This window comes from Novosphingobium sp. CF614, assembly GCF_900113255.1.
Classification (GTDB): domain Bacteria; phylum Pseudomonadota; class Alphaproteobacteria; order Sphingomonadales; family Sphingomonadaceae; genus Novosphingobium.
Genome location: NZ_FOOR01000010.1, coordinates 43,833 through 56,290, shown reverse-complemented (window position 1 = coordinate 56,290; position 12,458 = coordinate 43,833). Strand labels below are relative to the sequence as shown.

General features: G+C 61.5%; 11 protein-coding genes. 10 read left to right on the top strand and 1 reads right to left on the bottom strand.

Annotated features, from left to right (window positions below):
• The first annotated feature begins 53 nt into the window (after window positions 1–53).
• The 4 genes from BM052_RS12505 (at window position 54) to BM052_RS12490 (ending at window position 5,188) form a co-directional block, all read left to right on the top strand.
• Window positions 54–926, top strand: coding sequence for a sulfotransferase (locus BM052_RS12505; protein WP_177198456.1), 873 nt, complete (start codon window positions 54–56; stop codon window positions 924–926).
• 162 nt (window positions 927–1,088) lie between these two features.
• On the top strand, window positions 1,089–1,667 hold the full coding sequence (locus BM052_RS12500; protein ID WP_091147351.1) for a polysaccharide biosynthesis/export family protein: 579 nt from the start codon (window positions 1,089–1,091) through the stop codon (window positions 1,665–1,667).
• On the top strand, window positions 1,648–2,997 hold the full coding sequence (locus tag BM052_RS12495; RefSeq protein WP_091147348.1) for an outer membrane beta-barrel protein: 1,350 nt from the start codon (window positions 1,648–1,650) through the stop codon (window positions 2,995–2,997). Before BM052_RS12500 ends, BM052_RS12495 begins: the two co-directional genes overlap by 20 nt.
• A gap of 52 nt (window positions 2,998–3,049) precedes the next feature.
• Window positions 3,050–5,188: a GumC family protein gene (locus BM052_RS12490; RefSeq protein WP_091147346.1), complete on the top strand. Its 2,139-nt coding sequence runs from the start codon at window positions 3,050–3,052 to the stop codon at window positions 5,186–5,188.
• A gap of 23 nt (window positions 5,189–5,211) precedes the next feature.
• Here the strand turns inward: BM052_RS12490 and BM052_RS12485 are convergent, their stop codons facing one another.
• Entirely contained in the window at window positions 5,212–6,096 is an 885-nt protein-coding gene (locus BM052_RS12485) for a glucosamine inositolphosphorylceramide transferase family protein (protein WP_255406118.1), read from the bottom strand.
• A gap of 335 nt (window positions 6,097–6,431) precedes the next feature.
• Between BM052_RS12485 and BM052_RS12480 the strand changes: the two genes are divergently transcribed.
• The 6 genes from BM052_RS12480 to BM052_RS12455 all read left to right on the top strand — a co-directional run bounded on the left by BM052_RS12480 (window position 6,432) and on the right by BM052_RS12455 (window position 12,449).
• A complete protein-coding gene (locus tag BM052_RS12480) occupies window positions 6,432–6,824 on the top strand; it encodes a UDP-N-acetylglucosamine transferase subunit ALG14 (protein WP_255406117.1) in 393 nt (130 codons plus the stop codon).
• On the top strand, window positions 6,821–7,315 hold the full coding sequence (locus tag BM052_RS12475) for a glycosyltransferase (protein WP_091147341.1): 495 nt from the start codon (window positions 6,821–6,823) through the stop codon (window positions 7,313–7,315). Before BM052_RS12480 ends, BM052_RS12475 begins: the two co-directional genes overlap by 4 nt.
• Window positions 7,316–7,321: 6 nt before the next feature.
• Window positions 7,322–8,683 (top strand): O-antigen ligase family protein, encoded by a 1,362-nt coding sequence (locus BM052_RS12470; RefSeq protein WP_143084831.1) that lies wholly within the window; start codon window positions 7,322–7,324, stop codon window positions 8,681–8,683.
• Window positions 8,684–8,688: 5 nt separating this feature from the next.
• Window positions 8,689–9,783 (top strand): glycosyltransferase, encoded by a 1,095-nt coding sequence (locus BM052_RS12465; RefSeq protein WP_091147337.1) that lies wholly within the window; start codon window positions 8,689–8,691, stop codon window positions 9,781–9,783.
• Between the two features lie 571 nt (window positions 9,784–10,354).
• Window positions 10,355–11,482 (top strand): GDP-mannose 4,6-dehydratase, encoded by a 1,128-nt coding sequence (gene gmd, locus BM052_RS12460; protein ID WP_091147334.1) that lies wholly within the window; start codon window positions 10,355–10,357, stop codon window positions 11,480–11,482.
• A 25-nt stretch (window positions 11,483–11,507) separates the two neighbouring features.
• Window positions 11,508–12,449, top strand: coding sequence for a GDP-L-fucose synthase (locus BM052_RS12455; RefSeq protein WP_091147332.1), 942 nt, complete (start codon window positions 11,508–11,510; stop codon window positions 12,447–12,449).
• The last annotated feature ends 9 nt before the right edge of the window (window positions 12,450–12,458 follow it).

Below are 12,458 nucleotides of genomic sequence, written 5' to 3'. Positions count from 1 at the left end.
CTGGCGCGGCATTTCAGCCTGCTAGGGCTTGCCGGCCGCGAGCAAGCTCCAGCATGAACGCGCATCGCCCGAACTTTATCTGTATCGGCCCCAAGCGGTCTGCCACCACCTGGCTGGCCGATCAGTTGAAGTTCCACCGCGACATCTGGCTGCCGCCGATCCAGGAGCTCAGCTACCTGAGCGGCGGTTTTCCTGCACATGCCGACAAGCCTTATATGACGATGCGCTGGACGCGCTGGGAGATCACGAAGCGGATCATCCGCAACAAGGGCCCGGGCATCGCCGCCGACCGCGCCTTCCTGCGTACCGCGCGACAGCTGGCCGCCGATCCCGCGTTCGACCTCGATGGCTATCGCGCGCTTTTCGGCCCTGCCGGATCGCGAGTGACAGGCGACATCTCCCCTATGTACGCGTCGATGACTGCGGCCGAGATCGCCCAAGCACTGCCGGCGCTGGCGGAAGCCCGCGTCTTTTTGCTGGCGCGAAATCCGATAGATCGTTTCTGGTCCGAACTATCGATGCATGCACGCAAGCAGACGTTCGGAACCATCGACTATGGCACCTACGAAGTCGCACGAGCCTTCTTCGATGACCCCGAGCGGCAGAAGCAGCATTTTCTCAGCGGTATCGTCGAGCGATGGCGGGATGCTATCGGCGCGAACAAGCTCGGCATCCTGTATTTCGACGACATTGTCACCCACCCCGAGAGGACGCTGCGCCAAATCGTCCACATGATCGGGGCGGATTGGAGCAAGCGCCTTCCTGGACTGGCACCCGACCGCAACCGCAAGCAGGCTCGTGTGGCGTTCACCCCTTCGCCAGGGGTGCGTGACGCTGTTCGTGGCTGGTTCTCTGACGAACTCGATCGCTGTGCGGCCTTGTTCGGGACGCACGGTGTCGCCTGGCGGGAGCGCAGCGCTTGCTAGATGCCGCCAATGCGGCGTGTCGGCAATGCCAGGCTGGCGGGCGCTCGTTCCTTCTGAGTGAAATCGAAGGATATCATACCGGGACACGATCACAGATTGCTTCCAGCCTACCATTATGCGAGATGGCCATTACCGATTGCAACCTGGGGCATACTCTCGTCTATGCATAACCGACTGAAGCTCTCGTTTGCTCTGCTGCTGCTGCTTACGGCTTGCGCCGAAACGGGCAGGGGCCCGATCGTCTCCTCCGGGAGCCGCTACGTTGCCAATAACGCCGATGTGTCTGAATACCGGCTGGCCACAGGTGACCGGATTAAGGTAATTGTATTTAATGAACCGACGCTATCCGGCGATTTTGGAGTGGCAGCGGACGGCTCGGTGTCGTTGCCGCTGATCGGACCCGTTCCGGCATCGGGACGCACGGTGAGCGAGGTTATCGCTGATGCGCAAGCCCGTTACGCCGATGGCTTGCTGCGCAACCCTAAGCTAAGCGGAGAAGTCAGCGTCCTGCGCCCATTCTTCATTCTCGGAGAAGTAGAGGCGCCGGGCAGTTATCCCTATGCTGTCGGGCTATCCGCGATGAATGCCATCGCCACTGCCAAGGGCTTCACCCCGCGAGCCGATCACGACGTGGTGCTGATCCGCCGACAGGGCGAGACGGAAGAAGTTCGATACCGCCTCACCCCCGAATTGCTCGTATATCCTGGCGATACCATTCGCGTTGGCGAGCGATACTTCTGATCGCAACGGCGACGGGTCGCAGGAGAGCGCCATGACACGGCTATGGACGATACTGGCCGCGCCGATCGGGATAGTAGTGGTGGTGGTACCGGCCTCGGCGCAGGTCGATGGCGATCTGATCGTTCAGCCCGCCATCCCCCAAGACTTCAATCGTGACCGCAACGTCAGCGTAACCGAGCGGCCTCAACCTGACTACAGCCCTCTTGGCGTGCCCCTTGGCGGGTTCAAGCTCTATCCGCGCATCGAAACCGGGGCGGGCGGCACGAGCAACACCTACTACACATTGCAGGACAAAATCGCCTCGCCCTTCCTGTATGTGCAAGGCTCTGCAAGACTGGCTTCCTCATGGTCGCGGCACTTGCTGCGAATCACGGCCACGGCGACGCAGCGCGACTACATTGGCGAGTCCAGACGCAACGAGAACCAGTGGTCCCTCGATGCGTTCGGACGGCTGGACGTGTACCATTCGCTCACGATCGAGGCCGACGCGAAGGCCTCCCGGCAGACCGAAAACCTCTTCTCGGGAGCGGTCACCTCGACGGTGGCGGCGCTGTCCCATTACCGGAGGAATTTCGCGTCGCTTAAGACCACCTACACGCAGGGCCGCTTGCGCACGTTCGCGTTACTCGATTACACCAACCTCAGCTACTCCAACGCACCACTGCTGACGGGCGACATATTTGACGCAAGCAGCCGGAACCGACACGTCGTCCGGCTGACTGGCCAGCTGGAATATGCGCGGTCTCCTTCCGTCTCGCTGTTCGCTCAGCTGGGCGGAGCCCGCACGGTCTATGACCACGATCCGCTATCTGGCCTCCCGAGAACCAATTCGAAGGAGGCACGCTTGCTCGTTGGCACCAATGTCGATATCGCCGGGCGTGTCCGAGGCACGATCGGCCTAGGCTACAGTATCCGCGATTACGACGCGAGCGTCTACCGACCGGTGCGTGGACTTTCCGTAGAGGCCCAGCTTGAGGCTTTTCCCACGGACCGCCTTACTATCGGCCTGTCAAGCGAACGCACGATCGAGGATTCGACGGTCGGTTCACGGGCGCCCTACTGGAATTCGGAGTTCGGGCTGCGCGTCGACTATGAGTTGCTTCGCAATTGCATCATTACCGCCACGGGTGAATATTCGAGGCAAAGCTATCTGGATAGCTCACGGAAAAACAACATATACAGAATGGGCACTGCCGCGCGCTATTCTGTATCCCGGCGGATGAGCCTAAGGGGGGCGATTAGTTATAGTCAGCGTTCGTCCAGCAACAACGCGGACTTAGGATCGGCAAATGAGGCTCGCATCGAGGCGGGCATAGCATATCAGCTGTAGCGCAATCGGGACATCAACAGCCGCGCGGGGCCGAACAGGGAAAGTCGAGAACATGGAAGTTAGACACGAAGCCGACGAGTATGAGGCCCGGCTTGCCGACGTCGTCAACGTCGTCAGTGACACCATCCGGCGGCGCTGGCTGGTGCTACTCGCGGTCACTGTTGGTGTCTTCCTGCTCGGCGTGGTGCTTATCTCGCTGATGACGCCGCATTACAGTGCTACAGCCAAGGTGCGGCTTGATCCCAATCGCAACCCTCTCGCAAGCAGCAACGGGCAGCAGGCGCGCGCCGAGCTTTCGGACGAGGCAATCGAAACCGAGGTAAAAGCCGCCGGCTCGCTCGATGTCGCGCGCGCAATTGTGAAGTCGCAAAGACTGATGGACGACCCTGAGTTCACCAAGGTGCTCGCCGCCACCACCAACACGCCGCTCCATACCACCGAAGCGCGCGAGACAGTAGTTGCCAACGAACTCCTCCAGCATGTCACCATTGCGCGCGAGCAGACCACTTACGTGCTGGGCGTGACGGTCGAATCAATCGATCCGATCAAGGCAGCGAACCTCGCGAACGCATTCGCCTCCGCTTACATCGAGACTCGAACCAAAAACCGTGCCGACACCGCACGCGAGCAGAATGCATGGTATCAACAGCAGCTGGCTAACCTCAACCGCGACGCAACCGAGGCTGAGGGGCGCGCGGCCCAATTCCGCGCCCACGCCGGCATCCTCGAGAGCAGCGCCGAGGGCGGCGGCGGGGGGACCATCGTCGACCAGCAGGTAGCGCCGCTCTCCGGTTCGTTGGCGCAGGCCCTCTCGGACGCAGCCAGCGCCAAGGCGAGCCTCTCCGCGGCGGAAGCGCAGATCGCGCGGGGCCGCCTCGACGCCGTCACGGAAGTGCTGGGCTCACCTCTCATCCAAGAGCTCAGCACTCAGCGGGCAGCGATTCTTAGCAGCGAACAAGAAATCGAAGCGCATTACGGCCCGCGCCATCCTGAGAGCATCAAGGTGCAGCAGCAGCTTGCGGCCATCGATGCACAGCTAAACCGCGAATCGAATCGAATCATTGCCTCGCTTCGCGCCAATGTGAACGCGACCCAGGAACGCGTCGACAGCCTGCGCCAGTCCCTGAGCCACCTCGAAGCCCAGCGCGAACGAAGCGTGGTGGCATCTTCCGCCGCCGACGGGCTGGCGCGTGAAGCGGAGGCGAAACGGGCATTGTACGACAAGATGTCGGCGATGTCGCTCGATAGTATGCAGACGGCGACTGCCGATATCGCGCTCGCGGTCATCGTCAACAAGGCTGACGTGCCCGCAAAGCCGAGCTTCCCCAACAAGCCGCTGCTCTACGCGCTCACGCTGATGATTGCACTCATGGCCGGCACCGCCACTGTCGCCGGGCAGGAGATGCTGAGCGGCGGGTTCCGTTCCATAGAGGATCTGGAGGCGCAACTCGGGATCCCGGTGCTGGCGGTCGTGCCCAAGGTGACCAAGGGGCAGGCACCCGCCGAACTCATGCTGGAACGCCCGACCTCGATGTTCGCCGAAGCCTTCCGCATCGCGCGTACAGCGGTCCTGGGTGCGCGCGACGAAGCGAATATGAAGGTGATTGCAGTCACCTCCTCTTTGCCGGCCGAGGGCAAGACCACTTCGGCGGTTGCTTTCGCGCGTACGCTGGCGATTGCCAACGCACGCGTGCTGCTGCTGGAATGCGACGTGCGCCGCGCGGCGGTGAGGGGGATCATCCGCGGCGGCGTGGCTAAGGCAGGCCTTGTCGAGCTGCTGCATGGCGAAATCTCGCTCGATGAGGCGATTCAGCCGGGCGATGTGCCGAACCTTGACCAGATTCTGGTTACGGCGCCCTATTTCTCGGCAGAAAACCTGTTCGGCGAAGGCCGGATTGAGCAGCTGCTCGGCGCGCTGCGTGCGCGCTACGACTATATCGTGCTCGACCTCCCGCCGCTGATGGGTCTTGCCGATGGCCGCTTCCTGGCCGCGTATGCTGACGTGACGATGCTGATAGTCAAATGGAAAAGCACGCCGGTTTCAGCCGTCACCGCGGCGCTCGGTTGGCTGCGCAAGGATGGCAGTAACCCTGTGGGCGTGATTTATACCCAAATCGATCCTTCCGCGCACTCGGTCGGCAGTCTCTATTACTATTCAAAACAATATTCGGACTATTACCAGGCGGCTTGACGCGGCCTGGCAGTCCTTCGGCCTTATCCCCGCGGCTGCTGTCCGGCCTTGCCCAAGATGCGGCGTAAGTCGCGTAACGGCCGCATCAGCAGTCCGCGCGGTGAAATGCGCGTCTGCTTGACATCGATTAGCGTAACCGGCCCTGCAGCCGACAAAGTGTGGCAACCATCGACGAACGGCGCGGCGGTAGGCGGCGCCCGCAGCGTCATGCTCACAGTTGCCGCGATCTCGTCGGGCGTCAGCCTGTCGACACGCAGCAGGCGGAGCGCCGCGCCGTAAGTGCCGCGACAATCCTGCAGCGGCAGATGCAGCACGCCCGCGTGCCACACCGGTGTGCCGCCCGGCCGCGCGCCGTGTGGATCGACCAGGATCGGATTGCCAGGATGGGCGGTCCACGGTCCTTCCAGTCGATCGGAGTAAGCCGCACATAGCCGGGTAAGCCGCGCCGTTTCGGGCCAGGCAGGCGCATAGAACAGCCACCAGCGCTCCCCATCGTGGACCGGCGTCGTGTCGAGAGGAACATGGTCGAGCGCGATTCGGTGGGCCCGCTCCCACCGATACGGAAAGGCCGCCGCGCGGTAGAGCCACAGTCCGCCGGACTCGAACGCTTCAGGCAGGAGCCAAGTCTCACCCTCGGCTTCGAACACGAACGGATAAGACAGGTGCCACGGCTCGCGCAGAACGATCGCCTGCTTAACCGGAACAAGCCTTTCGTCGAACACTGTCACCGCGATGCATCCGACCGCGTCGCGGTAATCGAAGTGCTCGGCGAAGACATATAGCCTGCCTTCACGCCACAGGCCGAATGGATCAGCGAGATAGCGCATGCCGCCCGATCCAGGTATCCAGGTCAGCGGCCAGTCGCCGAGCGATCCGCGCGCTAGGATGCGATCCGCTGGCGCGGGCACGATTGCGCACCGCCAGAAGTCCTTCCTCAACTGCATGTGCTAGACCGTGCGGGCAATCCACCGAGGACGCTGCCCGCATGCTCGGCTGCGAAAGGAGGGGACGAGTTACATTTCATTCTTCGCTGCTTGGCACATACGCGCGCTTGCGGAAATGCCCTGCATCGACTAGCCAAAACGCATGGACTTCTGAAATAGTTGGTCGGGGAACTTTGATCGGCTGCGACAGGCAAGTCGTCACCGCGTTGGGGAAGATGAGCGGACGAGTGCCGAGAAGACGAAAGCGCGATTTTACGGTGTTGGCGGTTTCGTCAGGTGGCGGGCATTGGGAAGAACTAATGCTGCTCTGCCCCGCGTTTGCCGATGTCGACCCCGTGTTCGCGACCACCGACCCGGAGCTTGCCGAGCGCGACGGCATCAAGCGCTTCCACGTTCTGCCCGACGCCAACCGCGACGAGCCGCGACGAGCGGCAGTCTGTTTCGCTGCCTCGCTCCGACTGGTGTTGCGCGTGCAGCCTAAAATGCTGATCACCACGGGCGCTCTGCCGGGCCTGTTCTGCCTCATCGCGGCACGGTTTATGGGCGCGCGTACGGTGTGGGTCGACAGCATCGCCAATTCGGACCAGCCCTCGCTGAGCGGTCGGGTGGCTCGCCTTTTCGCGCACGAATGGTTTACGCAGTGGGCGCATCTGGCGGGGGCAGGGCGGCGCTATGATGGCGCGTTGCTGTGATCCTGCTGACGGTTGGAACACAGCTGCCGTTCGATCGCCTTGTCGAGATCGTCGACCGCCTGGCGCCGACGTTGCCTGAGCCGATTTTCGCACAAGTCGGGCATTGCCAGTACCGCCCCATCAATATGGAGTGGCAGCCCTTCGTCGGCCCGATCGAATTCGAGCAGCGCATCGAGGACTGCAGCTATCTGATCTCGCATGCCGGCATCGGCACGTTCGTGATGGCGCAGAAGCATTGCAAACCGATGATCCTGTTTCCGCGCCTGGCCGTACTCAACGAGCATCGCAACGACCATCAATTGGCGACCGTGCGTGTCCTGGAAGGACGGCCCGGCGTCTACATTGCCCATGACGAGGATGATCTCGTCCGGCTGACCGCCGAACGGCATCCGGCACCCAATCCCGTCGATCCGCTTCCCGACCGCGATCGCTTGCGTGGCGCCATCGCCAAGCTTATCGACACCGAACGCCGCCGCCTGTTGAGGTTCTGATCAGTCGTGAGCGAAACTTCACGCGCCCCTTCGTTTAGCCTGCCCTATCTGTCGCGGGTCAACACCCGATTGCGCGAGACCAATCCAAGCTGGAGCCAGCATCTCGCAATGTCGGCCTTCGTGGCGCTGATCACGCTTGCGCTGCTCGGCCCATGGATGACCGTCAACAACGAGAACACGCAGAACGCGATCCGCCAGGCGGGTTACGGCGCGATCTTGGTCCTCGCACTGATCGCCACGCGCCCCTGGCAGCACCCTGAGCGGCTGCTGGTGGTTCCCTGGCCCATCCTGATGGTGCTGGCCTGGTGCTGGCTGTCCACCCTGTGGATGATCGATCCCTCGGTGGGGATCCGGCGGCTGGTGCTGACGACAATCATCGCCTGGTCGCTGTTCGCACTCGTCCGCCAGCTTGGTCCCGAACGGACAGTGTCGATCCTGCGGACGATGCTTGCAATCATGCTGATGGTGAACTTCGTTTTCGCCGTCTTCTACCCGGAGATTGGCCGGGATTCCGGTGGTGGCGAAGGCCTGACGGGCACCTGGCGCGGGTTAATGGGCCAAAAGAACTTCGCTGGCGTTCCCTGCGCGATGGCGATCCTGTTTTTCCTGTTCGACACTGGCCGCGTGCATTGGATTGTCAGGATCGCTGTGTGCGCTGGCGCTGTGATCTTCCTGGTGATGAGCGAGTCGAAGACATCGATGGGCATCTGTGCGGCGAGCGTAGTGGCGGGCGTTGTCTTTGGACTGCTCGCGAAGCGCTTGGGGCAGCGACAACTGGCGCTGCCTGCGCTCTCCTGGCTGTTACTTGTCGGGCCTGTTCTGATCTTCGTCAGCATGGCGATCGACAACGTGCCCTATCTCGCCTTGGTAAGCGACCCTGCGGCCTTCACCGGCCGCACGCAGATTTGGGCAGCGCTCATCAAGGCATATGCAGACCGTCCCTGGCTGGGGGTCGGTTACGGATCCTTCTGGGATCTCGGGCCGGCGGGGCCGATCTTTAAATATGCGACAGGCTGGGTCACCAACATGAGCGAAGGGCATGATGGTTATCTCGATCTGCTCGTGCAGATCGGCGGTATCGGCACGCTGCTGGCGCTCTACGCGACGTTGGTCTGGCCGGCGCGGCGATTGCTCTACGGCGGCGACCATCCGGCACGCACGCTGGCCGCGGCGTTGGTGGTCTTCTCTTTCGGTCACAATTTCACCGAATCGACACTGTTCGACCGCGACGCGCTGGTGCAAGTATTCCTGATGGTTGCGATCGCACTCCTCTGGGCGGTGACTGCGGCACCTGTCGGTGGATCGACCACGGCCATCCCCGCACGCCCTGCCAAGCCGATCAGGCCACGCGCGCCGCTTCGCCTCTGACCAAAATGGCCGCAGAGTTGTCGCCGCACCGGCATATGCTCGTATTAGGCGGGTCACTGCACCACCGTGGCGGTCTGGAGGCGTTCTGCGAACGCGCGACGACTGCGGTCAACCGCCATGCCCAGGGCTGGCGTGCCACCTGGTGGACGACCGACACCGCCTATCTCACCCCTGGCCGGCTCGGCGCGGCAATGAACGCGTGGCGACGACTGGGCGGGCCCCAGGACCATGCGCCCGACCTTGTCTGGTTGCAATGGAGCACGTTCGCTGACCTCCTATTCCTGCAGCGTGCCGTGGCGCTCGGCCTGCCGGTGATGGTGACGCCGCACCTCGGGGCGAATGCCCGCCTGCAGCGAATCCCGGCGCTGCGAGCACTCTGCATCCGCCTGCTTGAACGCGCCAACTGCTTGGCACTGCTGTTTCCTGGGCAAGAGAAGGAGATCGCTCTTCCCCTTCACGTGCCCGGCACAGTGGTTGGTACTTTTCTCCCAGAGATTGCGCTGTCCCAGCGTTCCGCAGCAGCGGCTCCGGGACCACTCAGGCTGATCCATGCGGGCCGACTTGGCCACGGCAAGGGCACGTTTCGTATGGTTGCGCTCTGCGCTGCGCTGCGCGCGCAAGGCGTGCCGTTCAGTGCACGTATCGTCGGCCGCGCCGATGCACAGACAATGGCGGAACTGGGTCAGGCGATCGCGACCGCGGAACTGGGTGGATCACTCACACTGGCCGACTGGATGGACGAGACCGCGCTGATCGCTGCGCTTGATGAAGCGGACGTACTCGTCCACTTGTCTGAGCTCGACAGCTTCCCGCTGATCGTGCTCGAGGCGCTGGCAGTGGGCACGATACCGATTGTCGCCGACATGACCGGCGCTCGCACCATGGTGGAGCAGTATGACGGACTGGTCGCTAGCGGGACGGATGGCGGCGTCGCGGTGGCGGCCGATTGGCTCGCTGCACGGAATCTTTCCGACCTGCGGCATCACGCAGCCGAGCTCGTCGAGCGGGTCCGCCGCGAGCAGGCATGGGAGAGCGGCGTCGCGCGCGTGATGGGCGCAGCCGAGGCTGCGCTCGCGAGCCGAAAGCCACGTGTACTTTGACATCGCGCCTATCACCACATTAGTGTTATCGGCGGCTAGGCAGGCTCACCGTTGGCGGCAGGATGGGGCGCCACAGCGCCATGCCTTGCGCTTTATCTTGTCAGGTCTCTATCGATAAAGGCTGCGTAGGGTGCTTCATCTGCAATATTTCATCGGCTTTGCCATTCCGCACCACTGTGCAGTCGCAGCATAAACCCGTTGACTGCGTCTGTTTCAAAGCAGATTAAGGAGACAGTAGGAACCCGTAGCTGGGTTGCTAGGGCATCAGCAAAACGCGCGGATTGCGGATGTCACAGATTTCCTCCATGCGCTGCCTGTGGCTGGGTGAGTGACTGCATATGAAGATCGCCATTTCCGGCCTCGGCCGTGTCGGGCTATCAGCGTCATCCTCCTGGCGCGGTATAATGAAATCGGAGCAAGGGTGGGGCCGTTGAATGAAAATGCGACATCAATCTTGTAAATCGATTGGCTGTGACGATCGAATGCAGAAGTAAACGGTCTTCGCGCAAGATTTATTCAGATAAGACTTGACACCACGAGCGGACACATTTTCTTTCGGAGGAAGAAAGCATTGATCGGTAAGAAGGTTGCCCTTATTACGGGCGTAACAGGGCAGGATGGCTCTTATCTTGCCGAATTCCTGTTGGAGAAGGGTTATGAAGTTCATGGCATAAAGCGCCGGGCTTCGTTGTTCAACACCCAACGCATCGACCACATTTACCAGGATCCCCACGCTCCTTCGCCGGATCTGAAACTGCATTACGGCGATTTGTCAGACACCTCGAATCTGACGCGCATCATTCAAGAAATCCAGCCCGACGAGGTTTATAACCTTGGTGCACAGAGCCACGTTGCGGTCAGCTTCGAGGCGCCTGAATATACTGCCGACGTCGATGCTATCGGCACGCTGCGCTTGCTGGAGGCGATTCGCTTTCTCGGTCTTGAGAAGAAGACGCGATTCTATCAGGCTTCAACATCCGAACTCTATGGCCTCGTGCAGGAAACTCCTCAGCGGGAGACAACTCCTTTCTATCCTCGTTCTCCGTATGCAGTAGCCAAGCTTTACGCCTACTGGATTACCGTTAACTACCGTGAAGCTTACGGCATGTATGCCTGCAATGGCATTCTGTTCAATCATGAAAGTCCTCGCCGCGGCGAAACCTTCGTGACTCGAAAGATCACGCGTGGCCTTGCGAACATCGCGCAGGGTCTTGAGCCTTGCCTTTACATGGGGAATATCGATTCCCTGCGCGACTGGGGTCATGCCAAAGATTACGTGCGCATGCAGTGGATGATGCTACAGCAGGAACAGCCTCAAGACTTCGTCATTGCAACTGGGGTGCAGTTCTCGGTACGCGAGTTCATCGCATGGTCGGCTCGCCACCTTGGTATCACGCTGCGCTTCGAAGGTGAGGGCCTTGAGGAAGTGGGCATCGTCGAGACCATCAGCGGCGGAGACGCCCCTGCCATAGAGGTGGGCGACGTGATCGTGCGCATCGATCCGCGCTATTTCCGTCCGGCCGAGGTCGATACGCTGCTCGGTGATCCAACCAAGGCAAAGGAGGTGCTGAGCTGGGTCCCCGAGATCAGCGTCCAGGCGATGTGCGAGGAGATGGTGGCCGAGGATCTCAAGGTTGCCAAGCGGCATGCACTGCTGAAGGAACACGGTTACAATATGCCGGTCTCGCTTGAATCCTGATCGTCCCGGGCGAGGAGGACACGCGATGCGCGTCTATGTAGCAGGCCACCGGGGCATGGTGGGTGGAGCGATCAGCCGCAAGCTGATCGAGCGCGGCGCCGAAGTGGTGACGCGCACACACGCCCAGCTCGATCTGACCGATCAAACTGCGGTGCGCGACTTCTTCGCTGCGGAGAAAGTCGACGCGGTCGTTCTCGCCGCCGCGAAAGTCGGCGGGATCCATGCGAACAACACTTATCCGGCCGAATTCATCTACGAGAACCTGATGATCGAGGCCAATGTCGTGCATCAGGCCTATGCTGCGGGGGTGCAGAAGCTGTTGTTTCTCGGCTCCTCGTGCATCTATCCTCGCGCGGTGGCGCAGCCCATGCGCGAGGATGCGCTGCTGACCGGCATTCTCGAGCCAACCAATGAGCCCTACGCAATCGCAAAGATCGCGGGAATCAAGTTATGCGAGAGCTACAATCGCCAGTATGGCACTGACTATCGCAGCGTGATGCCGACCAACCTCTACGGTCCCGGGGACAACTTCCACCCGGAAAACTCGCATGTGATGCCGGCGTTGATCCGGCGATTCCACGAGGCCGTCCGCGACGGGGCTAAGCAGGTCGTGATCTGGGGCACGGGAACGCCGAAGCGGGAGTTCCTTCATGTCGACGACATGGCCGAGGCTTCGCTTTTTGTCCTCGATCTGCCGCCGGAACAGTACGCGGCCAACACCGAGCCGATGCTCAGCCACATCAACGTGGGCTATGGCGAAGACGTCTCGATCCGGGATCTGGCGGAACTCATTGCTCAAGTGATCGGCTTCGAAGGCGAGATCGCATTCGACGCCAGCAAACCTGACGGAACCATGCGCAAGCTCATGGATTCAGGCCGCCTTTTGGCAATGGGCTGGAAGCCGCGGATAGCCTTGGCTGATGGCATCAAGGAGACCTACGACTGGTTCCTCGATAGCAAGGCCTAAGCAGCACGT

Coding starts and splice junctions, on each gene's coding strand:
- BM052_RS12505 (WP_177198456.1), top strand. CDS start 54: ATGAACGCGCATCGCCCGAACTTTATCTGTATCGGCCCCAAGCGGTCT.
- BM052_RS12500 (WP_091147351.1), top strand. CDS start 1,089: ATGCATAACCGACTGAAGCTCTCGTTTGCTCTGCTGCTGCTGCTTACG.
- BM052_RS12480 (WP_255406117.1), top strand. CDS start 6,432: ATGCTGCTCTGCCCCGCGTTTGCCGATGTCGACCCCGTGTTCGCGACC.
- BM052_RS12465 (WP_091147337.1), top strand. CDS start 8,689: ATGGCCGCAGAGTTGTCGCCGCACCGGCATATGCTCGTATTAGGCGGG.
- BM052_RS12490 (WP_091147346.1), top strand. CDS start 3,050: ATGGAAGTTAGACACGAAGCCGACGAGTATGAGGCCCGGCTTGCCGAC.
- BM052_RS12455 (WP_091147332.1), top strand. CDS start 11,508: ATGCGCGTCTATGTAGCAGGCCACCGGGGCATGGTGGGTGGAGCGATC.